The 24853-nt window shown below is 30.1% G+C and carries 15 protein-coding genes; 9 read left to right on the top strand and 6 right to left on the bottom strand.

All coding sequences use genetic code 11. The annotated features are described in order from the left end of the window. The first annotated feature begins 53 nt into the window (after positions 1 to 53). The 6 genes from LPB03_RS01170 to LPB03_RS01145 all read left to right on the top strand — a co-directional run bounded on the left by LPB03_RS01170 (position 54) and on the right by LPB03_RS01145 (position 12870). A complete protein-coding gene (locus LPB03_RS01170; RefSeq protein WP_139058928.1) occupies positions 54 to 2228 on the top strand; it encodes an endonuclease in 2175 nt (724 codons plus the stop codon). 3 nt (positions 2229 to 2231) lie between these two features. Further along, positions 2232 to 4451 (top strand): endonuclease, encoded by a 2220-nt coding sequence (locus LPB03_RS01165; RefSeq protein ID WP_083186987.1) that lies wholly within the window; start codon positions 2232 to 2234, stop codon positions 4449 to 4451. 64 nt (positions 4452 to 4515) lie between these two features. Further along, positions 4516 to 6576, top strand: coding sequence for an endonuclease (locus LPB03_RS01160; RefSeq protein ID WP_065318302.1), 2061 nt, complete (start codon positions 4516 to 4518; stop codon positions 6574 to 6576). Positions 6577 to 6735: 159 nt separating this feature from the next. After that, the gene (purL, locus tag LPB03_RS01155; RefSeq protein WP_065318303.1) at positions 6736 to 10443 is read left to right on the top strand and encodes a phosphoribosylformylglycinamidine synthase; all 3708 of its coding nucleotides are present in this window, start codon (positions 6736 to 6738) and stop codon (positions 10441 to 10443) included. A 517-nt stretch (positions 10444 to 10960) separates the two neighbouring features. Further along, entirely contained in the window at positions 10961 to 11842 is an 882-nt protein-coding gene (locus LPB03_RS01150; RefSeq protein ID WP_065318304.1) for a hypothetical protein, read from the top strand. A gap of 26 nt (positions 11843 to 11868) precedes the next feature. Next, positions 11869 to 12870, top strand: coding sequence for a fasciclin domain-containing protein (locus LPB03_RS01145; protein ID WP_065318305.1), 1002 nt, complete (start codon positions 11869 to 11871; stop codon positions 12868 to 12870). Positions 12871 to 13013: 143 nt separating this feature from the next. Here LPB03_RS01145 and LPB03_RS01140 read toward each other — a convergent pair whose 3' ends face one another. Both LPB03_RS01140 and LPB03_RS01135 read right to left on the bottom strand, forming a co-directional pair. Further along, complete coding sequence (locus LPB03_RS01140; protein ID WP_065318306.1) at positions 13014 to 13964, bottom strand: alpha-E domain-containing protein; 951 nt, start codon at positions 13962 to 13964, stop codon at positions 13014 to 13016. A gap of 9 nt (positions 13965 to 13973) precedes the next feature. Further along, positions 13974 to 15440, bottom strand: a complete 1467-nt coding sequence (locus tag LPB03_RS01135; RefSeq protein WP_065318307.1) for a circularly permuted type 2 ATP-grasp protein — start codon at positions 15438 to 15440, stop codon at positions 13974 to 13976. A 246-nt stretch (positions 15441 to 15686) separates the two neighbouring features. On the opposite strand from LPB03_RS01135, the gene LPB03_RS01130 reads away from it, so the two are divergent. The 3 genes from LPB03_RS01130 to LPB03_RS01120 are packed head-to-tail and all read left to right on the top strand — an operon-like array spanning position 15687 to position 22521. After that, positions 15687 to 19055 (top strand): transglutaminase family protein, encoded by a 3369-nt coding sequence (locus LPB03_RS01130; RefSeq protein WP_065318409.1) that lies wholly within the window; start codon positions 15687 to 15689, stop codon positions 19053 to 19055. 6 nt (positions 19056 to 19061) lie between these two features. After that, a complete protein-coding gene (locus tag LPB03_RS01125) occupies positions 19062 to 21626 on the top strand; it encodes a circularly permuted type 2 ATP-grasp protein (RefSeq protein ID WP_231953124.1) in 2565 nt (854 codons plus the stop codon). 1 nt (position 21627) lies between these two features. Beyond that, a complete protein-coding gene (locus LPB03_RS01120; protein WP_065318411.1) occupies positions 21628 to 22521 on the top strand; it encodes a transglutaminase family protein in 894 nt (297 codons plus the stop codon). A 72-nt stretch (positions 22522 to 22593) separates the two neighbouring features. On the opposite strand, the gene LPB03_RS01115 is transcribed toward LPB03_RS01120, so the two are convergent. The 4 genes from LPB03_RS01115 to LPB03_RS01100 all read right to left on the bottom strand — a co-directional run bounded on the left by LPB03_RS01115 (position 22594) and on the right by LPB03_RS01100 (position 24847). Then, the gene (locus LPB03_RS01115) at positions 22594 to 22797 is read right to left on the bottom strand and encodes a hypothetical protein (RefSeq protein ID WP_065318308.1); all 204 of its coding nucleotides are present in this window, start codon (positions 22795 to 22797) and stop codon (positions 22594 to 22596) included. Between the two features lie 199 nt (positions 22798 to 22996). Then, positions 22997 to 23200, bottom strand: a complete 204-nt coding sequence (locus LPB03_RS01110; protein WP_065318309.1) for a hypothetical protein — start codon at positions 23198 to 23200, stop codon at positions 22997 to 22999. Between the two features lie 194 nt (positions 23201 to 23394). Further along, positions 23395 to 24270, bottom strand: coding sequence for a YihY/virulence factor BrkB family protein (locus tag LPB03_RS01105; RefSeq protein ID WP_317038998.1), 876 nt, complete (start codon positions 24268 to 24270; stop codon positions 23395 to 23397). 67 nt (positions 24271 to 24337) lie between these two features. After that, positions 24338 to 24847: a peroxiredoxin-like family protein gene (locus LPB03_RS01100; RefSeq protein ID WP_065318310.1), complete on the bottom strand. Its 510-nt coding sequence runs from the start codon at positions 24845 to 24847 to the stop codon at positions 24338 to 24340. Positions 24848 to 24853 lie beyond the last annotated feature (6 nt).

Here is a 24853-nt window from a genome sequence, read left to right as displayed (position 1 = left end):
TTTGTAAAATTACAAACCTGAAAAAGAAATTGTTTTATGTTAAAAACAGTTTTATGATTAAAAAAATTACATTTTTACTATTATTTGTTTGCTCAACATTTATTTATGCGCAACAAACATATTATAATGATGTCAATTTAAATTTAACAGGAATAACTTTAAAAGAAGAATTAGCTACTAAAATTATTAGTACACATACTCAATTTTTATTCTACGACCAAGTTTGGGGCGCAAGTAAAGCCACAGATGTTAATCCAAATAATAACCAAGAGGTTTTATTAATTTACGGTTTTGAAAATGGTACAGATACAGATGTTACCAATAACAGAGAACGTGGAATTGATAATAATAGTGGAACTCCTGGAGACTGGAATAGAGAACATGTATTTTCTCAATCTTTAGGTGTACCTCCTCTATCAGATGCTGGTCCAGGTTCAGATGCACACCATTTAAGAGCTGCAGATGCTCAAAGAAATTCATCAAGAAATAACAGAAAATTTACAATAGGTTCTGGGTTTTCTGGTATTCAACAAAATGGAGGTTGGTATCCAGGAGATGAGTGGAAAGGAGATGTTGCAAGAATGATGATGTATATGTATGTTAGATATAATAACAGATGTTTACCATCAAATATTGGAACTGGAGACAACTCTTCTACTCCAGATGATATGATTGATTTGTTTTTACAATGGAATGTAGAAGATCCTGTTTCAGAATTTGAAAAACAACGAAATACCTATCATGAAAACACAGCAAATCAAAATGCACAAGGAAATAGAAATCCTTTTATTGATAATCCTATTTTAGCAACTAGAATTTGGGGAGGCACAAAAGCAGAAGATCTTTGGGGAATTTATACAAGTAGCGATATTCAAGCACCTTCTACTCCAACCAATTTAATAGCATCAAATAACACAACTTTTTCTATTGATTTATCTTGGGAAGCAGCCACAGATAATGTAGTCGTTTCAAGTTATGATGTTTTTGTAGATGGAAATTTGTTTGCAAATACAACCAACACTTCTTTAACAATTAATCAATTAAATTCTGATACAAATTATAGTTTTACAGTTTTAGCCAAAGACATTGTTAATAATTTATCAGCTCAAAGCAATCCTGTAAATGCATCAACTTTAAAAGATACAGAAGCACCAAGTGTTCCAACTAATCTTGTAATTAGCAACCAAACCACAACTTCTTTTGTAGTTTCTTGGGATGCATCAACAGATAATACTGCTGTTACTGAATATGATGTTTATTTGGATGGAAACAAAATAGCTACTGTAACAGAAACAATGTACACGATTACTAATTTATTTGCAGCTACTTCTTACACTGTTCAAATTTTAGCAAAAGATAAGGTTGGTAATCTATCTAATTTAAGTGATGATATAATTGCGACAACAAATAATATTGATACAAATTCTACAGAAATCTTTTTTTCAGAATATTTAGAAGGTTCATCAAACAACAAAGCTTTAGAATTGGTTAATTTAACAGATAAAGATATCGATTTAAGTGCATACAGCATAAAAAGACAAAGCAATGGAGGTTTAAATGGAGCAGATTGGGAATTTAATTTTCCGTTAACAGGAAAAATTATAAAATCTCAAGATGTTTTTGTAATTGTTAATGAAGCAGCTGGAGAGCATTCAGCTAGTAAATCTCAAAAAGCAATTGCTGCTGGAGATTTTTTAATTTCGATTGCAGATTCTATTCGAGTTCATAATGGAGATACTAATTTTGGAGCTCCACTAAATTTTAATGGAGATGATCCAATAGGATTATTTAAAAATAATGTTTTAATTGATATTATTGGCACGTATAACAGTGGACAAATAGAGTTTGGAGAGGACAAAACGTTAAGAAGAAAAAAAAATATTACACAACCTAACACAAATTTCGACTTAACAAACGAATGGGATATTTTTGATAAAGACAATGCAGATGATTTTGGAAAACATAGTGCAATTGTACTTTCAATCAATCTCTTTTTGGAAGGTAATATTCAGTTTTATCCCAATCCTGTAAGAGATATTCTAAACATTAGAAATACAACAAATAGTGAAATAAAAAATATTACTATCTATAATTTTTTAGGTAAAAAAGTTTTTTATCAAAAAAAACCTACTTACAATATTAACGTTAAAAAAATATCAAAAGGAATCTATATGCTTACTTTTGAAGTCGAAAATAAAATGTATAAATCAAAAATAATTAAATATTAAAATATGAAGAAAATATTACTTTTAGCATTTATCATGCTTTCATTTACTTTCTTTGGGCAACAAAGTTATTATAATGATGTAGATTTAACGCTTACTGGCACAGAACTTAAAGAAGCTTTAGCAGTCAAAACAATTTCGGCTCATACAAATATACTTACTTATACTCCAGGTGTTTGGGAAGCATCTAAAATCACAGATATTAATCCTGCAAATACTTCTGAAGTTATTTTAATTTATGGTTGGGAAAATGGTTCTGATCAAGATATCACGAATGACAGAACTAGAAATAAAAGTTTACAAGATAGGGGAACTGGAGAAAATTTTGTTTGGAACAGAGAACATGTATTCTCTAAATCTTTAGCAAACCCTAATTTAATAGGAGAAGGTAATAGTCAAGGTCCTGGATCTGATGCGCACAATTTAAGACCCGCTGATAGAACAAGAAATTCTGAAAGAAATAATTTTAAATTTGCTCCAGGTTCTGGCAATTCTAGTCGTTCTACAATTACTTACAATGGCCCAGAAGGCCCAAATACAAGAGGCTGGTATCCTGGAGATGAATGGAAAGGAGATGCAGCAAGAATGATTATGTATATGTATCTTCGATATGGAACCCAATGTTTACCTGGAAATGTTGGTGTTGGAAGTAAGGAGTTTACTGCTGATGAAATGATCGATTTATTTTTACAATGGAATGTAGAAGACCCAGTTTCAGCAATTGAAATAGCTAGAAATACATATCATGCAAACACTTCAAACACCTATGCACAAGGAAATAGGAATCCGTTTATAGATAATCCTTATTTAGCTACTAGGATTTGGGGTGGTACATCTGCAGAAGATAGATGGGGAATTTATATTAATAGTGACACTGAAGCTCCTACTGCTCCAACAAACGTAACATTAAGTAATGTAGCTTTAACATCTATGGATATATCTTGGTCTTCTTCAACAGATAATGTTGGTGTAACTGGATATAATGTGTATGTTAATGATGTGCTAACTGCCCAAACTTCTGGTACAACTACTAGTGCAACAATTTCAAAACTTACTACAAATACAACCTACAAGTTTACAGTTATTGCAAAAGATCTAATCAATAATTTTTCTGCAACAAGTATTGCTGTTTTTGAAAAAACTTTACAAGACAACACACCTCCTTCTGTACCACAAGATGTAACAATAACTAATGTTACAGATAGTTCATTTAGTGTAAACTGGTCTGCTTCTTCAGATAATAATGAAGTAAATGGATATGATATTTTTATTGATGAATCGTTTAAAGCATCCTCTTTAACAACATCTTATACAGTTACTGGTTTAACTTCTGCTACAACCTATACTGTAGCTGTATTAGCAAAAGATATTGATGGCAACAAATCTGTTAAAAGTAATTCTATAAGTGTTAAAACTAATGATAAATCTAGTGGAGGAGTTGCTTCAGAATTATTTTTCTCTGAATATGTAGAAGGAGATGGAGGTACAAACAAAGCTTTAGAAATTGTTAATTTAACAGGAAACACAATAAGTCTTGCTGGTTACGTAGTTAAATTAGAAAGAAATGGTGCAGGCGTGTGGACAACACCATTAGCTCTAGATAGTGGAACAGTTAAAAGTATTGTTCCAGAAGATGTATTTGTTATTGGAAATGGTGATAATTCAGCTCCAGAATTACAACCTAAATCTGCTTCTAACCCAAATGGACAAATAGATTTAGTGCAACTTAACAATCAAAATACTAATTTTGGCCAACCTGTAAACTTTAATGGAGATGACGCTGTGGCTTTATTTAAAGATGATGTATTAATTGATATTATAGGAGTTTTTGGAAGCAGTGCTAGTTTTGCTTTAAATGTAACTTTAAGAAGAAATGGAACTATAAGTGCTCCAAATACAATTTTTGATAAACAAGCAGAGTGGACTTCTTTTCCAGCAAATACTTTTGATGGTATTGGCAGCCATACTTATACTTTAAGTACACAAAACAATGTTTTTAAATCTTTTAGAATGTTTCCTAACCCAGCAAACGGAAATAACGTTTATTTTAGTGTTACAGAAGATGCAACTATAAACATATACAATATTTTAGGAAAACTAATACAATCAACAGGAGTTACAAAAAGCAAAAACAACATTGATATCTCAAACTTATCTAAAGGTGTTTATTTACTTAAAATTAACTCTGGTAAACAATTTATCACTAAAAAATTAATTAAAAACTAATACAATTTACCCTTTAACAAAAAACGATTCATTTTAATGGATCGTTTTTTAAATTATTACAACCATGAAAAAAAACCTACTTTTTTTATTACTTTTTTTAACGGCAATAATTTCTGCTCAAGAACAATATTATAACGGACTTGACTGGACAAAATCTGGTCTTGAATTAAAAGAAGAGTTAGCGACAAAAACGATTACTGCCCACACCAATATCCTATCATATGGTTGGGATGCTATAAAAGCAACAGATGTAAATCCAGAAAATAGTGGTGAAGTTTTATTAATTTATGGATATTCTCAATCTGGTACAACTGCAAGAACAAGAGGAATAAACGATAATAGTGGAGATCAAGGAGATTGGAACAGAGAACATACCTACGCTAAATCTTTAGGGAATCCAAACCTCGGTACTTCTGGTCCAGGAGCAGATACACATCATTTAAGAGCTTCAGATGTGAGCTACAATAGTCAAAGAGGAAGTCTTAAATTTGCTGATGGCTCAGGAAATTCTGGAAGCGTTTCTGGTGGTTGGTTTCCTGGTGATGAATGGAAAGGCGATATTGCAAGAATGATGATGTACATGTATATTCGATATGGAGACCAATGTAAACCAACAGGTGTTGGTATTGGTAATAATGCAAATGCAGGTGATGCTATGATCGATTTATTTTTAGAATGGAACGTAGAAGATCCAGTTTCAGATTTTGAAAGACAAAGAAATGAGTATCATGATTCAAATGCAACTTATGCACAAGGAAACAGAAATCCTTTTATAGATAATGCATATTTAGCAACAAGAATATGGGGTGGAGAAAATGCAATTGATTCTTGGGGAATTTTCATTACTTCTGATGATCAAGCTCCAACTGTACCAACAAATGTTGCTTTAAGCAATATTACAACTTCTTCAATAGATGTATCTTGGACAGCTTCAGCAGACAATATAGCTGTAACAAAATATGAAGTATATGTAGATGGAACTTTAAATGGAGAAGTATCAAATACAAACTATACAATTACAGGCTTAACACCAAATACAACTTATACTGTTACTGTTTTAGCTAAAGACATTGCAAGTAATAAATCTGCACAATCAACTGCTGTAAATGGAACTACTTTAGCAGATTTGGAAGCTCCATCTGTACCTACAAATGTAACAATTACAAATGAAGCTGGCACAAGTTTTAAGGTAAATTGGTCTGCTTCTACAGATGATACTGCTGTAGCTGGTTATGATGTTTTTTTAGATGGAACATATAACGGAACTACCACAGAAACAAATTATTCATTTTCTAATTTAACTGCCTCTACAACATATAGTGTAACTGTTTTAGCAAAAGATACAACAGATAATAAATCTGCACAATCTACAGCAGTTAATGCTACAACAACTGATGGTTCTGCTATTACAAATGAAATATTTTTCTCTGAATACTTGGAAGGATCTAGCAACAATAAAGCTATTGAAATTGCAAACTTTACTGGACAAATAGTTTCTTTAAAAGAATATAGTGTTAAACTTGGTTCAAACGGACAAGATTTTGGAACTCAAACTTTAACTTTTACCAATGAAAGTATTGCTGATGGTGATGTTTTTGTAATTGGAAATTCTCAATTAGAAGTTTGTGCATCAGAAGTAGACATAAGCAGTAACGTAACTTATTTTAATGGAAATGATGTTTTAGGTTTATTTAAAAATGGAATTTTAATAGATATTATTGGTGAAGAAAATAGTTCAACTACTTTTGGAGAAAATGTTACCTTAAAAAGAAAACCTTCTATAATATCTCCAAATCCTGTTTATAATCCTAATGAATGGGTAGAAACTTCTACAGACGATTGTTTAGATTTAGGTAAACACACAATAAGTACTGCAAATGTAAATTCTTCTGAATTTGAAAACTTTAAAATGTACCCAAACCCTTTAAATGGAAATAAATTATATTTTAATGTTTCAGACAACGTAAATATTGAAATTTACAGTGTTTTAGGAAAATTAATACAATTTTCAAAAATTACTGAGAGTAAAAAAGATATGGATGTTTCTAATTTAGCTACAGGAATTTACCTTGTTAAAATTAGCAACGGAAACCAATTTGTTACTAAAAAATTAATGAAAAATTAATTTTTTAGATATATTTTATAAAAAAGACTGCTTAAGCAGTCTTTTTTTGATTTATAACCACATGAATAACTCTTAAATTTCAATAAATTAATTCATTATAATTAAATTGAAAAAAAGTAAATTTGTATTTTTAAAACAATACCCAAACACAACACAATAATGATTCATTTCTTTGGAAATAAAGACAGTAAAGTATTCGCTGTTCAAACAACAAAAGATTTAGCTAAAACAACAATTTCTAAACTGACTTGGTTATTTGCTAATCAACCAAAAATAGAAGAAACATCAATCGATGCTTTTTTTGTTGGTCCAAGAGCAGCAATGATTACTCCTTGGAGTACAAATGCAGTTGAAATTACTCAGAATATGGGTATTAAAGATATCATCAGAATTGAAGAATTCACGGCTTCAACTGAGGAGTTTTCTGACTTTGATCCAATGATTTCTGAAAAATTTAATGGTTTACATCAAGAATCGTTTACTATTGATATTCAGCCAGAAGCTATTTTAGATATTGAAGATATTGCTGCTTATAACGAACAAGAAGGATTATCTTTAAGTGATGAGGAAGTTCAATATTTAGAAAGTGTTGCTACAAAAATCGGAAGAAAATTAACAGATTCTGAAGTATTTGGTTTTAGCCAAGTAAATTCTGAGCACTGTAGACATAAAATATTTAACGGAACTTTTGTTATTGATGGTGAAGAAATGCCAACATCATTATTCAAATTGATAAAAGAAACGTCTAAACAATTTCCGAACGATATTGTTTCTGCATATAAAGATAACGTTGCTTTTGTAAAGGGTCCTAAAGTGGAACAGTTTGCACCAAAAACAGCAGACAAACCAGATTTTTATCAAACTTCACTTTTTGATTCTGTAATTTCTTTAAAAGCAGAAACGCACAATTTTCCAACAACAGTTGAGCCTTTTAATGGTGCTGCAACAGGTTCTGGTGGAGAAATTAGAGATAGACTTGCAGGAGGAAAAGGTTCTTTACCTTTAGCAGGAACAGCTGTTTATATGACTTCGTATTCTCGTTTAGAAGCTTCTATAGATTCAGTGAAGAATACAAGATATTGGGAAAACAAATTTGAAGCAAGAGATTGGTTATACCAAACTCCAATGGATATTTTAATAAAAGCATCTAATGGAGCTTCAGATTTTGGAAATAAATTCGGACAGCCTTTAATTACAGGTTCTGTATTAACTTTTGAACATGAAGAAAATTCTTCTTCAAGTGAATCTAAACCAAGAAAACTTGGATTTGATAAAGTAATCATGCAAGCTGGTGGAATTGGGTATGGAAAAGCAGATCAAGCATTAAAAGACACACCAAAAGAAGGTGATAAAATTGTAATTTTGGGTGGTGAAAACTACAGAATTGGAATGGGTGGAGCTGCAGTTTCATCTGCAGATACAGGAGCTTTAGATTCAGGAATTGAATTAAATGCTGTACAACGTTCTAATCCAGAAATGCAAAAACGTGCTGCAAACGCAGTTCGTGGAATGGTAGAAAGCGAAGAAAACTTTATCGTTTCTATTCACGATCATGGAGCTGGAGGACATTTAAATTGTTTATCAGAATTAGTAGAAGATACTGGAGGTAAAATCAATTTAGATGCATTACCAGTTGGAGATCCTACTTTATCAGCAAAAGAAATAATCGGTAACGAATCTCAAGAAAGAATGGGATTAGTTATTGCTGAAGAACATTTAGAAACTTTACATAAAATTGCAGATAGAGAACGTTCTCCTATTTATGATGTTGGTGAAGTTACAGGAAATGACCGTTTTACTTTTGAATCTAAATCAACTGGAAAAAAACCAATGGATTTAGCTTTAGAAGACATGTTTGGTTCTTCTCCTAAAACTGTTTTAACAGATAAAACTGTAAAAAGAAACTATAAGAACTCAAGATATAAAGTTAAGAATTTTAAAAACTATTTAACGCAAGTTTTACAGTTAGAAGCTGTTGCTTGTAAAGATTGGTTAACAAATAAAGTAGACAGATGTGTTGGTGGTAAAGTTGCCAAACAACAATGTGTTGGTCCATTACAAATTCCGTTAAATAACGTTGGTGTAATGGCATTAGATTATAAAGGAAAAGAAGGAGTTGCAACTTCAATTGGGCACTCTCCTATTTCTGGATTAATTGATCCTGCTGCAGGAAGTAGAAATGCAATTACAGAATCTTTAACAAATATTATTTGGGCTCCTTTAAAGGATAATTTAGATTCAATTTCATTGTCAGCTAACTGGATGTGGCCTTGTAAAAACGAAGGTGAAGACGCTCGTTTATACAAAGCTGTAAAAGCGGTTTCAGAATTTTCTATAGATTTAGGAATCAATGTACCAACAGGAAAAGATTCTTTATCAATGAAGCAAAAATATGCTGATGATGAAGTAATTGCTCCAGGAACTGTTATTATTTCTGCTGCAGGTAACTGTAATGAAATAAGTAAAGTTGTGGAACCTCTTTTAAAAGTTGATGGAGGAAATATCTATTATATTAATATTTCTCAAGATGAATTTAAATTAGGAGGAAGTTCTTTCCACCAAGTTTTAAATACGATTGGAAATGAAGCTCCAGATGTAAAAAATTCTGCTTTTGTAAAGAATACTTTTAATACAATTCAAGAGTTAATTAAAGGTGATAAAATTACAGCAGGACACGATGTTGCTTCTGGTGGATTGATTACAACGTTGTTAGAAATGTGTTTTGCTGATGTTAATTTAGGAGCAGATTTTAATATTTCTGATTTAAATGAAGAAGATTCTATCAAAGTTTTATTTTCTGAAAATTCAGGAATTATTTTTCAAGCTGATGCTTCAGTTGAAACTATTTTATCAGAAAATAACATTGAGTTCTTCAATATTGGAACTGCAAATAATTCAGGAACTGTAACTATTAAAAACAGTGAAGAAAACTTCACATTTGATATTGCTGAAATGAGAGATGTTTGGTATAAAACTTCTTTCTTATTAGATCAAAAACAAACAGCTAATAATTTAGCTCAAGATCGTTTTGATAACTATAAAAATCAACCTCTACAATATACTTTCCCTAAAAACTTTAAAGGAAAGTTACCAAAAATAAATTCAAAAGGTGCAAAACCAAAAGCGGCTATTATTCGTGAAAAAGGTTCAAATTCTGAACGTGAAATGGCAAATGCAATGTATTTAGCTGGTTTTGACGTGAAAGATGTACACATGACAGATTTAATTTCTGGTCGTGAAACTTTAGAAGATATTCAGTTTATTGGAGCTGTTGGTGGTTTCTCGAATTCAGATGTTTTAGGTTCTGCTAAAGGTTGGGCTGGAGCATTTTTATACAATGCAAAAGCGAAGAAAGCTTTAAAGAACTTCTTTAAAAGAGAAGATACTTTATCTGTGGGTATTTGTAATGGTGCACAATTATGGATGGAATTAGATTTAATTAATCCTGATCATAAAGTACATGGTAAATTAGTTCATAATGATTCTCAGAAACATGAAAGTTCTTTTACTTCTGTAAAAATTCAAGAAAATAATTCTATAATGTTATCATCTTTAGCAGGAACAGAATTAGGAGTTTGGATTTCTCATGGAGAAGGAAAATTTAACTTACCAGAATCTGAAGAAAACTATAATATTGTAGCAAAATACGGTTATGAAGGATATCCAAATAACCCAAATGGTTCTGATTTTAACACAGCAATGATGTGTGATAAGTCTGGAAGACATTTAGTTACAATGCCACATATTGAGCGTTCTACTTTTCAATGGAACTGGGCAAATTATCCTGCTGGAAGAAAAGATGAAGTAACTCCTTGGTTAGAAGCTTTTGTTAATGCTAAAAACTGGATAGATACTAAAAATTCTTAAAATAAACATATATTTAATATTGAGATGATTCTTTTGCTTATTTTAAATCTCAATTAAATACTTCTAAAACGAATAACATTTTTTAAGAAAAAAAATAATTTTACAATTATTTACCTTTTTAAATCGTAATAAAATATTAATTTTACGATAATTATTTATTTATAGTTTTGGGGGAAACTTTATTTAATAATTCTAGAGTACTAATTATTATAATTAGTACTCTTTTTTTTTTATATAACTTTTATACAAATCATCTTCCAATCAATGAGATGACTTCTTCAAATTTCTTATTCATCATTGTTTCTTTAAAATATTCAAGGCAACTAATGTTTACTTAAAAAAAAATATTAACAACTGAATATCAAAAAGTTAATCATAATTTTTAGATGGTAATTATTTTTTTCATTGATAAAATAAGTTTTTTTTCACTTAAATATCATTTTAATAAAACCAGCCTATAAAATTTCTCGTATATATTTTAGAACACAAAAAATATAAACTAAATCAAATTAAAATTATGAAAATCAATTTAAAATTACTTGGAGGAATGCTTTTTATGCTCCCTTTAACAATGACAGCTCAAAGTCCAATTAGTGGGTTTATGAAATCAAAAGGAAAAGCTAGTATAACAGTTACACAGTCTAGAGAAGATTATAATGATGTTTTTTTAGTACCAAACAAAGTTAACTCAGTTCCTGTATTTAATAAGGTGACTACAAAAAGTGTTTCATTGTATGCAGAATATGGTTTTTCTGACCGTTTAAACTTTGTAGTAAGTTTACCTTACATACAAACTACTGGTGAAGCAACTCCTGCTACTTTAGCAAACAATGGCTTCGAAAATGAAAGAAGTGGATTTCAAGATGTAAGCATTTATGGTAAGTACAAAATTAAATCTTACAAAGTTATGAATGGAAATTTAAGCATCATAGGTGCTTTAGGTGTAGAAACTCCTCTTGGAAATTATAAGGTAGATGAAGGTTTACAATCAATTATTGCAATTGGTAATCGTTCAACAGATATTACTGGTCTTGCAATTGCTAATTATAAACATAATTCAGGATTTTTTGCTATTGGTCAAGCAGGATATAGTTTAAGAAGTAATGAAGTACCCAATGCGCTTATTAGCGAATTAAAATTAGGATATGCAGCCTCTGTTATTTATGGAGATATTTTTATTGCAAACCAATTATCTGGTAATGATGGAGTTGATATTTTAGGTCAAGGTTTTACAGGATTTTTCCCTGCAACTCGTGTAAACTATACAAGAATTGGAGCAAATATGTTTGTACCAATTGTTAAAGGATTTGGCTTAACAGCAGGAATAAACACTTATATAGAAGGGCGTAATTTAGGAGATTCTACAGGAGCATATAGTGGAATTTCTTACTCATTTTAATCAACATAAAACTAAAACAAATAATCATGAAAAATATATATAAAAAATTCGGAATTGGACTAACACTATGTTGTGTTCTATTAACAGCAATTTCTTGTGAAAATAGTTCTTCTTACGAAGATGAATTACCATCCATAGCAAATATTGCAGTATCAAATGACGCGTTTTCTACTTTAGAAGCTGCTGCCATTAATGGTGGAGTTGCAGGAGTTTTAAGTAATAGCAACCCAAATGATGCATCAGGAGATTATACTGTATTTGCACCAAACAATAGTGCTTTTGCACGTTTAGGTTTAGATGAATCTACTTTAGGTGTTTTACAAACTCCTTTTTTAACAAATACTTTATTATACCACGTTTCTAACGGAAATTTACCAAGTTCTGCAATAGCTGCAAATGGAACGTCTGCTTCTGCCTTAGGTGGATTGACAAGAAGATTTGTAAGTAGAGATGGATCTCTTTTTATCAATGGTTCTAAAATTATTGCTACAGATATTACAGCAGAAAACGGAACTGTACATGTTATCGATAAAGTAATGATTGCAACTGGTGGAAATGTTGTAGAATCTGCAATCGCATTGCAATCTGCATCTGTATTTAAAAACCCTGAATTGAGTTATTTAGTAGAAGCTGTTGTATATGCAGAATTAGCGGATGCTTTAAGTAATCCAGCTGCAAAATTTACTGTATTTGCTCCAAATGATCAAGCTTTTATCAATTTAGGTACTGCTTTAGGTTTAACTTTTGATAAGCCTGCTGATGTTAGAATGATCGATAAAGATTTATTAACTGCAGTTTTATTAAACCATGTATTTGCAGAGACTAGCAAAGATAGCTTTACTTCTGAATTAAATGCTGGTTCTTATGATGCTTTAGGAAGTGATACTATTACTTTAGGAACTTACAATAATGGTGTTTTAACTGTTAGTGGTTCAGGAAATACATCTCCTGCAAACATGGTAATTCCAGATGTGCAAACTACAAATGGAATTGTACATGTAATTGACCAAGTATTGTTACCCCAATAAAAAATTATGTTCACAACGTTTAAGAGCAGCTGTTTTAAACAGCTGTTTTTTCTGTAAATGAAACATTGTTAATTCCCCATACTAAAAAATCCACAGAAAGATATATTTTCTGTGGATTTATATTTTGTTTGATAAGTAATTTTTTAATACAAGCTAAAATAATCTTTATCCATTTTTTCGCCAACTAAAGATAAGTCATCTACTAATTTTTCGATACAAACTTTTAAATCTCCTTGTACATCTTCAATCGTTTTATATTGATGATCGTACTTTAATTTACCAATTAAAAATGCTGCAGAATCTTTATGTGGTATTTCTTCTTTTGATAAATAACAAATATAATAATGGATATTATTTAAAGAATTCATGATAGAACGTGGGCAAGCAGGATTTAGAATTAAAAAATCTAAAACAGTGTGACTTGTAGGAACTTTTCTATAATATCTACGCATCATATCATAACTTTCTACACATTTTAATAAAGTAGTCCATTCATAACTTGTGGTTACAGAAATATCTGAGTTTACTTTTTCTACTAAAGCATCATTATATTTAGAGTTAACTATACGAATTACTTGATTTGCTCTCTCAATATAAATACCTAACATAATTATCGCATATACTTCATCATGCAATAATGTTCCTCTAATTTTTGTTCTTAAAGACGCAACATTTGCAGTAATCATTGTGGTAAAATCAAACAAACCATTTTTTACAAAAACATCTTTATTATAATTTTTTACAACTCTATTTAAGGTATTTATCGATTCATATAATTCAGATGAAATTAAATCTCTGGCACCATTTGCATTTTGTTGTGCATTTTGAATGGATGATAAAATTGAAAATTGTTTCTCTGGGTTTAAACCAATATCATACAATACTTTTTGTTCATCTAACTCTTTAATATCTTTTATTTCCTCTTCATCTGCAACAAAAAGCATAGAACGTAATACAAATTGTCTTGATTGAGATAACTCGTTTGGAGCATCTAAAGAAGAAAAATAATTCACATTCATATATCTTGCTATATGCTCTGAACGTTCTATATAACGTCCCATCCAAAATAAATTATTGGCTACTCTTGCTAACATAAAATTGTTTTATTTTTTTAATACCCAAGTATCTTTAGATCCTCCTCCCTGAGATGAATTTACAATTAAATTTCCTCTTTTTAATGCAACTCTTGTTAATCCGCCTTTTAAAACAAAATCTTTGTCTTTACCTAATAAAGTAAAAGTTCTTAAATCTACATGTCTTGGTTCAAAAGAATTTTCATCTTCTATATAAGTAGCGTGTGTAGAAAGAGACATAATTGGCTGTGCAATATATTTTCTTGGGCTTGCTTTTATTGTTTCTTTTACTTTTTCTATTTCCTCTTTGGTTAATTTATTTCCGATAGAAATTCCATATCCTCCAGATTCATCTACAGGTTTTACCACCAATTTATCTACATTTTCTAAAACATATTTTAATTCATCTGGTCTGCTACAATGATAGGTGTGTACATTATTTAATATTGGTTCTTCATCTAAATAATATTTTATAATTTGTGGCATATAGGTGTAAATTGCTTTATCATCTGCAACTCCAGTTCCTGGTGCATTTACCAAGCAAACTTTACCTTTCATATAAGATTTAAACAAACCTGGCACACCTAATAAAGAATCTTTATTAAATTCTAAAGGATCAATAAATAAATCGTCTACTCTTCTATAAATAACATCAACTCTAACCAAACCTCTAATGGTTTTCATGTAAACAAAATCGTTTTCTATAAACAAATCTCTACCTTCAACCAATTCTACTCCCATTTGTTTTGCTAAAAAAGAATGCTCATAATAAGCTGAGTTGTAAACACCTGGTGTTAAAACCACACATTTTGGAATGTCTACTCCTTTTGGCTTTACAGATTCTATAATTTCTAACAAATTCTGGCCATAATCAGAAACATTATAAGATTGATAATGATTAAAAACCCCAAATAAAGTTCTTTTTAATGCAGCTCTATTTCCAACAACATAACTTACTCCAGAAGGACACCTAATATTGTCTTCCAAAACATAATGATTACCATCTGAATGTTTTATTAAATCTGTACCAGAAACGTGGTTATAAATTCCTCCAGGAGGATTAAATCCTTTCATCTGCTTTAAAAAATTAACAGAAGAATTTATTAAATCTATTGGAACAATTTTATCTTTTATTATTTTTTGATCATGATATAAATCCCACAAAAAAAGGTTTAGAGCTTTGCTTCTTTGTAAAGCGCCTTTTTCTATTTTTTGCCATTCGTCATAACCAATGATTCTTGGAAATAAATCAAAAGGAAAAATCTTTTCTTTCGTTTCTTTATCTCCATATACTTGAAATGTAATTCCTTGATTAAAAAACGCATCTTTTGCTTTATCATTTAGATTTGCAAAATCGTTTACAGAATACTCACTAAATAAATTAAAGAGTGTTTCATAAACCTCTCTTACTTCATTATTATCTGTAAAAATTTCATCATAAAACTTAGAATCATATTTATACGATGAAAAAATTGGTAAACTAGTTGGTGCTTTCAAATTGAGAACTTTTTCTGTAAATTTAATAAAATAAATTATAAATAATATACTAAGTTAATAATTAAAATTAAATTATTTACATCAATTCGATGTAAAATATAAATTTTACACATTAAAACTAAATTTTTATTAAAAATTCAATAATCCTTAATAAGTTGAATTTATTTTGTGATATTTGTATGTTAAATTGTATCTGCTTCCATTATTTCGTTGAAGCTTAAAACTAAATTATTAAAAGACGTATTTATGGCATTAAAAATTGTAATATCACACAAAACAAAGTATAAATACGATCGTTCTGTAAAACTTTCTCCACATATTTTTAGGTTAAGACCTGCACCTCATAGTAGAACGCCAATAGAATCTTATTCGTTAAAAATAAAGCCAGAAAATCATTTTTTTAACTGGCAACAAGATCCTTTTGGTAATTATTTGGCACGCGTCGTTTTTCCTGATAAAACAACAGAACTTTCTATTGATGTAGAAATTATTGCCGATCTAAAAACTATAAACCCTTTTGATTTTTTTGTAGAAGAATCTGCAGAAGAGTTTCCTTTCACCTATTCTGAAAACACAAAAAAAGAACTCCTTCCCTATTTGGAAGTAACTGAAAAAGGTGATTTATTAAAAGATTTTGTGGCGTCTTTAGATATGACTCCAAGAAAAACAATTTATTTTTTGATCGACATCAACAGAAAAATATATGAATATTTAAGTTACAATATCAGAATGGAACCTGGTGTACAAACTTGTGAGCAAACCTTACAGCAAAGAAATGGTTCCTGTAGAGATTATGCTTGGTTATTTGTGCAAGCTTTGCGTCATTTAGGTTTTGGAGCACGTTTTGTTTCTGGTTATTTAGTACAATTAAAGTCTGATGAACAATCTTTAGATGGTCCTTCTGGTCCTGCTGAAGATTTTACAGATTTACATGCTTGGGCAGAAGTATATTTGCCAGGTGCAGGTTGGATTGGTTTTGATGCAACTTCTGGATTATTAGCTGGAGAAGGTCATATCCCTTTAGCTTGTACTCCTTCTTTTGAAAGTGCTGCTCCAGTTTTTGGTTTGTCTGATATTTGTGAAACTGAATTTGAATTCGAGAATTCTGTAACAAGAATTTTAGAATCTCCAAGAGTTACAAAACCTTATACCCAAGAACAATGGAAAGCCATTGATAAGTTAGGAAATAAAGTTGAAAAAGAACTGCAAAAAAATGATGTTCGTTTAACAATGGGTGGTGAACCAACTTTTGTTTCTGTGGATGATATGGAAGGTGCAGAATGGAACACAGATGCAGATGGAACTCACAAAAGAACATTGGCAGCAGATTTATCGAAACGTTTTTTAGATAAGTTTTCTGAAGGTGGTTTTTTACATCATGCTCAAGGAAAATGGTATCCAGGAGAACCTCTTCCAAGATGGTCTATTGAATTAGTTTGGCGAAAAGATGGTCGAAAAATATGGTTCAATCAAAATTTATTGGCAGCTTTAGCTCCAAAAACAGAAATTCCTGAAAATGCAGATATCTTATTTTTAGAGAAATTAACCAGTTATTTAGGCGTTTCTTCAGAACATATTTTACCTACTTATGAAGATGCTTTTTTAATGATGTATGAAAAAGGCAATATGCCCATTGATTACAATCCTGCAGAAGATAAAGATAGTTCTATCGCAGAAAAAAAGATTGCAGAAATTCTGAAAAACGGCACATCTAAAGCAGTTGGTTATGTTTTACCATTAAACAAATCTGAAGACAAATGGTTTAGTAGCGAATGGACTTTTAGAAGAAATTATATTTATTTAACGCCAGGAAATTCGCCTGTTGGTTTGCGTTTGCCTTTAAATTCTTTAGAGCAAAAACCAGCACATGAAATGTTTCCAATTTACGAGCCAGATTTATTTTCTTCGAAGAAAAGAATACCAAGTTTTAGACAATTAGTTTCTAAAAGATATGAAGACTTTCAGCAAAATGGCATTCCAACAAATATGCCTAATTATTTTGTAAGAACTGCTATTTGTTCAGAAGTGAGAGAAGGTAAATTGCATTTATTTTTGCCACCTTTAGACAATGCAGAATTTTATTTAGATTTATTAGCATCTATAGAAGCAACTGCAAAAGAATTAGAAATTCCTGTTATTTTAGAAGGGTATGGAATACCTCATGATAACAGAATAGAATCGATGAAAATTACTCCAGATCCAGGAGTTATTGAGGTAAATGTGCATCCTTCTTTAGATTGGAATCAATTAAAAAATACAACTTTCACCATTTACGAGGAAGCAAAAAAATCGAGATTAGGAACCGAAAAGTTTATGTTAGATGGAAAACATACAGGAACTGGAGGTGGAAATCACGTAACTTTAGGTGGAGTTTCTCCAAAAGATAGTCCGCTTTTGCGTAAGCCGAGTTTGTTACGAAGCTTATTAACTTTTTGGCAACATCACCCTGGATTATCGTATTTGTTTTCTGGCTCTTTTGTGGGCCCAACAAGTCAGGCTCCTAGAGTTGATGAAGCAAGACATGATAGTTTGTACGAGTTAGAAATCGCCTTTAGTCAAATTCCAAAAGATGGCGAGGTTCCATTTTGGTTAACTGACAGATTATTTCGTCATTTATTAACTGATTTAACAGGAAACACACACAGAGCAGAATTTTGTATTGATAAATTATATTCACCAGATTCATCCACAGGAAGATTAGGTATTTTAGAATTACGTGGTTTTGATATGCCTCCTCATGCACAAATGAGTTTATTGCAAAACTTATTGGTTAGAACTTTAGTTTCTTGGTTTTGGAAAAAACCTTACGAACATAATTTAGTGAGATGGGGTACAGAATTACATGATAAATTTTTGATTGAACACTTTGTTAAAGAAGACATTAAAGACATTGTAAATCAATTAAATAAAGCAGGTTATAAGTTTGAATTAGATTGGTTTGATCCTTTCTTTGAATTTAGATTTCCTTTATATGGAATGGTTGACATCAACAATATACATTTAGAATTACGTGCAGGAATTGAACCTTGGAATGTTTTAGGTGAAGAAATGACTGGTGGTGGAACTGCAAGATATGTAGATTCTTCTCTAGAAAGATTGCAAGTAAAAGTATCAGATTTTAATCAAGAAAGATACACGTTAACTTGTAATGGCGTAAAAGTGCAATTAAAAAGTACTGGAACACATGCAGAATATGTAGCAGGAATTCGTTACAAAGCATGGAACCCTTACTCTGCTTTACACCCAACAATAGATGTTGATACACCTCTTGTTTTTGATATTGTTGATAATTGGAACAAACGTTCCATTGGTGGTTGTACGTATTTTGTAACACATCCAGGAGGAAGATCTTATGATACATATCCTATAAATAGTAATGAAGCTGAATCTCGTAGAATTAATCGTTTTTGGGATTTTGGACACACACAAGGAGAAATCAAATCGAAAGAAGAAGCTAGAAAAGACAAAGAAGCTCAAGAGAAAGAATTAGCAGAAAATGATAAAGGAATAATCAGAGGAATTAAAAAACAAGGAAGTTCTAAAAAATTCAATTTTAAAGAGATTCCTGTAAACCCAGAATATCCAAATACGTTAGATTTGCGACTTAAAAAATAATTTGTCTTGATAAAAAAGCCAGTTACATCTTTCTTTAAAGATTATTTTAAAGATTTTGAAAACTATGATGAAGTTTTAAAGTCTGATATGAAGATAAACCCTACTTGGGAGAAATTATTATCGAATTTTTCTAAACTAGGTATTAAAGAGATTACAAAAAGACAAGAAAATTTAGATTGGTTATTAGCAGAAAATGGTGTAACCTATAATGTTTATAACGACCCTAAAGGTTTAAACAGACCTTGGAGTTTAAATATAATTCCCTTTGTAATTGATAACAAAGAATGGAAAACATTAGAAAAAGGGTTGCAACAACGTGCACATGTTTTAGATTTAGTTTTAAAAGATATTTACGGAAAAAGAGAATTGATTAAAAATGGGGTTATTCCTCATGAGATAATCTTTTCTCATCGTGGTTTTTTAAGACCTTGTGATCAAATACAATATAAAACAGCTCAACAGCTATTAATGCATTCTGCAGACTTAGCTAGAGGTCCAGATGGACGAATGTGGGTTGTAAACGATAGAACTGAAGCACCTTCTGGAATTGGTTATGCTCTTGAAAACAGGTTTTCTACAAGAGAAGTTGTACCCGATTTTTTTAACGAAATTAATGTAAAACAACCTTTTGGATTTTTTCAAGATTTTAACCAACTCTTAATTAATGCTGCAGTAAGCAACAAAGAAAATCCAACCATTGTAATTTTAACTCCTGGACCACACAATGAAACGTATTTTGAACATGCGTACTTGTCTTCATTTTTAGGATATCAGTTAGTAAAAGGAAGTGATTTGGTTGTAAGAGACCAAAAAGTTTGGATTAAAACTTTAAAAGGATTAATTCAAGTTGATGTAATTTACAGACGTGTTGACGATGCTTTTGTAGATCCCTTAGAATTGAAAGGAGATTCTTTTTTAGGAGTCGCTGGCTTGTTAGAAGTTGTTAGACAGCAAAATGTAGCCATTATGAATCCTATAGGAAGTGGCGTTTTAGAAAACCCAGGTTTAATTCCTTTTATGAATTCTATTTGTAAATACTTTTTAAAAGAAGATTTACTGTTACCACAAATTGCTTCTTGGTGGTGTGGACAAGAAAAAGAGCGAAAACACGTACTAGAAAATATTAAAGACCTTGTTGTAAAACCTATTGATATTACCAACAGAGAAAATATTTATTTCTGTGAATTTTTAAATGATGCTGAAATAGCAGATTTAAAAAAACAAATTTTAGCAAAACCATATCGTTTTGTGGCACAAGAAAAAATATCTTTTTCAACAGCACCAAATCTTACGAAAGAACATTTAGAACCTAGAAAAGTTGTTTGTAGAACTTTTGCAATTGCTAAAGAGAACACGTATAGCATTATGCCTGGAGGTTTGGTTAGAGTTGCTGCAGAAAGAAAAGACATGAGAGTTTCCAACCAAAAAGGAGGCACAAGTAAAGATTTTTGGGTTACAAATAACAATAAGAAAAACAACAAAAAACTTCAAAGATATCATTGGCATCACTCAACATCTAACAACTTAACAGGTATTGAAAACCTACCAAGCAACACAGCCGAAAATTTATTTTGGTCTGGTAGATATTTGGCAAGAACTTTAATTACTGCAAGGTATATAAGAATGGTTTTAAACCAAATGAGCAATTCTGAATTTAATAAACGAGATTCAGATTCTGAAAGTTTACATATTTTATACAAATCAATAACACATTTAACATCTATTTTTCCTGGATTTACAGGTAAGAACGAAGAGAAAGCACTAGAAGATCCTTTAAAAGAAATTGCTATTGTACTTTTTGATAAAACTAAAGTTGGTAGTTTAGCACATGCACTTTCTTCTTTTAACAATTCTTATTACTCTTTAAGGAATTTATGGTCTAAAGATATGTGGCGTGTTTATGATACGTTGCAAAAAATTTGGCATGATTTTGATGAAGAAGATCATCAAAATGAGAAAAAAATCATAAAATTACTAGACACTGTTATTACAAAACTAATTGCTTTTATTGGCTTAATTGAAGAAAGTATTTTAGTAGATCAAGGATTATTACTCTATTTTATTGGCTTACAGATGGAATTAGCAACGATGTGTATTGATAAATCTAGAGCACTTTTAGCAATCAATTATGAGGAAGATGTAGAATATGAAATTTTAGAATCGCTATTAAACAGCCACGAAAGTTTAAACATTTACAGATATAGTTTTAAATCTTACTTGAATGTAGAAAATGTAGTGAATCTTATTTTATTAGATAAATCGTATTCAAGATCTTTAAAATATCAACTAAACAGAATTAAAAGAGATATTTTTAAATTGCCAAAAAGAAACGAAGATACTGCATTAACTTCTTTACAAAAAGCAATTACAGAGGCTTGTAATTTAATTAATGATGCAAAAGCAACTGATTTAATTAAGGTTGATAAAAATGAAGTTACTAGAAAAAATTTGGAGAATTTATTGGCTTCTTTAAGTGATAAAATCCATGATACTTCTATGTCTTTAACGGATATGTATTTTAATCATTCTGATGAACAAAAACAGTTAGTTGACCAAAATTATACACTTTAAAATGATTTTTTCAATTATACACACAACAAGCTATAAATATGATAATAATGTAACTTATTGTCACAATTTAGCCATCTTAAAACCTAAAGATTTTATTGGGCAAAAGTTATTGAGTTATGAGTTAGAAATTACTCCAAAACCTAGTTTTTTAAATGAAAATATAGATTTTTTCGGGAATACAGTAACTCATTTCTCTATTGATAAACAACACAAAGAATTAATTGTAACTGCAAAAAGTAACGTAGAGCGTTCTTTTGAAATTCAAGAAAAAAATGAACATTTAAAAGGTGATAAAAACATCACTTTAGAAAAAGCTATTGAAAAATTAAGTTCTTTTTCTTCAGAAATTATAGATGCTAAACAGTTTTTATTAGACTCACCTTTCATCAATAAAATATCGAGTTCAATTAAAGAATATGCAGAGGTTTCCTTCAAAAAAGAGCGTTCTGTTTTTGAAGCCTCTAAAGAATTAATGAAACGTATTTTTACGGATTTTAAATTTGATGCCACTTTTAGCACGATTGCAACTCCTATTGAAGAAGTTATGAAAGAAAAAAAGGGCGTTTGTCAAGATTTTGCTCAAGTTGCAATTGCTTGTGTACGTTCCATGGGTTTGCCTGCAAGATATGTTAGTGGCTATATAGAAACATTACCTCCTCCAGGAAAAGAAAAACTAGTGGGTACAGATGCTTCCCATGCTTGGTTTTCTGTATTTATTCCAGGTTTTGGTTGGGTAGATTTTGATCCTACAAACAATCAAATTCCAAAAAACCAACATATTACAGTTGCTTTTGGTAGAGACTATTATGATGTACCTCCTTTAAAAGGAGTTATTTATGGTTCTGGAAATAGTATTATGAAAGTTTCAGTAGATATTAGACCTGCTAAAGACTAAAAACCAAAATGCTTTGAAATTTTTAAATCTTAAAAATCTCAAAGCATTTTATTTTAAAAGTAAAGTAACTAATTAACAAGCAATATGGTACTTTACATTCTCTTTTGTGTAACTCTCAATAGCACCTTTACTTTTAAGTTGATCTATAATTGTATATAAAGATAATATCATAGAAATATTTTCTACTTTATTTAAAATTTGAAAACTTGTTAAAGGTTCTTCTTTAATTACATTTAGCACAGACAATTGTTGTGCTGTCAATTTATTGTTATTCATAGCATATTTTTTAGATGATAAATATACAATAATAATTTTTCAAACAACTACAACCTAATAAGAATCTGTTTTACTGTCATTTACTTATTTTGTAACAGAGTAAATATCCTCCTTAAAAAACATAAAAACGTTATCTAATTTACCTTAGAAAGCAAATAGAACAACGTTTTATAAAATCAATAGAAAATAAAATTAGCTACTAAGCAGCATAATGATATTTTTTATCTTGTTTCATGTAACTTTTAAGCACACCTTTTGTACTAAGCTTATCTATAATATTATACAATGATAAAATCATAGAAATACTGTCTACTTTTTTTAAAATTTCGAAACTTGTTAGATGCTCAGTTTTTACAGCATTTAATACTGACTGCTCTTCAGCAGATAGGGTAATTTGAATCATAGGGATTATAATTTAGAACTCAAATATACAGTATTTTTTAAAAAATTTAAAAAAAACATCATAATTATTAAGAAAATTTTAACAATATATTTTTTGAATCTTATAAACGATATAAATTAAAGTATCTAACAGCAGTAAACATAACTCTTAAAAACTTGACTTACAGTATTTTAAAACATTTAAATTAGGGAATATTATTTTATCTCTTCATATTCAATAAGATACATATCTGAATATACTTTGGTAAAATGCGCTCCAAAAAATAAAATTAAACTAGAATAAGAAACCCAAAGCATAATTAAAATGATAGAACCTGCTGCTCCATACGTAGAACCTGGATCCATTTCGCTAAAATACCAAGCCATTAAATACTTACCAATTACAAATAAAATTGCTGTTAAAGCTGCACCAATTCTTACTGCTCGCCAACGAATGCTTTTTGTTGGTAAATATTTAAACATTGTTGCAAAAAGCACGTATATAAAGAAAATGGAAATTGTAAAATCGATAAGATATACATAATCAAACAAAATTTCTGGCATAAATTTTTCAATTCTGCTGCTAAAAGCACTAATAATTGAAGTGAAAATAAAACTGATTAAAAGTAAAAAACCTATAATTAAAATAAATCCAAAACTTTTTAATCTACTTAAAAGCATTTTAACAAATCCATTAGTATTTTCATTCTCTTTTACTTTCCAAATTTTATCGAAAGCAGATTGAAGTTGATAAAAAACTCCTGTTGAACCATAAATTAAGGTTATAAAACCAATAATAGTTGTAAATATTGAGACTGATTCATCTCCTCTATCCAACATCATAACTCTTATGGATTCTGCTGTTTGCACACCAACTGCTGCAGAAATTTCGTCTAACAATTCTCCTTGCACAATTTCTCTACCCCAAACATTACCAACAAGATTTAAGATGATAACGATTAAAGCAGGCAAAGATAATATTGCATAATAAGCAACCACTGCACTTAATTCAAAAGGATTGCTATCAAACCAATTATTTGCGGTTTTTACAAATAGTTTTGGTAAATCTTTAAGTTTAAATTTATGTGTCAATTTTATAATATATTTAGATAAAAAATAATCCAAAGTAACAATTACTTTGGATTATTTTTATGCGTTTTTAAGCTTCTCCTCTTGCAGGATAGTCTTCTTTTAATATATAATCTATTCCATTTAAAACGTCTTTAAATTCAGGTCTTCCAAAAGGCATAGATTGTATAGATTCCCAATAAATTTTTCCTTTTGTATCAATCAAAAATAAACCTGGTTCTGTAAATTGTTTTGGTTCTTTATCACTAATACCTTCAGAAATGAATAAACCCCACTTACGAGCTTCATCAATTGAAAAATTATAACCTACAGGAACATCATCTATTGCCCAATCTTTGTAAGTTTCTTTTGCAAGTTCTTCTGTATTTGCACTAATTGCAACTATATTAACACCTCTTTTTTTAAAGTCTGGTATTTTTGTTTGTAATTCTTCCAATTGTTTTTTACAAACTGGGCAATGTTTGCCTCTATAAAAAATTATTAATGTGAAATTTTCTGGCTTTTGTTCTTGTAAACTCCATTGTGTACCATTTACCAAATCAATTGTTAATTCTGGTGCTTTATTTCTAGGTTTTATCATCTTGTA

The organism is Polaribacter vadi (genome assembly GCF_001761365.1).
GTDB classification, from domain to species: domain Bacteria; phylum Bacteroidota; class Bacteroidia; order Flavobacteriales; family Flavobacteriaceae; genus Polaribacter; species Polaribacter vadi.
The sequence above is the reverse complement of the archived record's forward strand: the minus strand, read 5'-3'. Positions and strand labels throughout refer to the sequence as shown.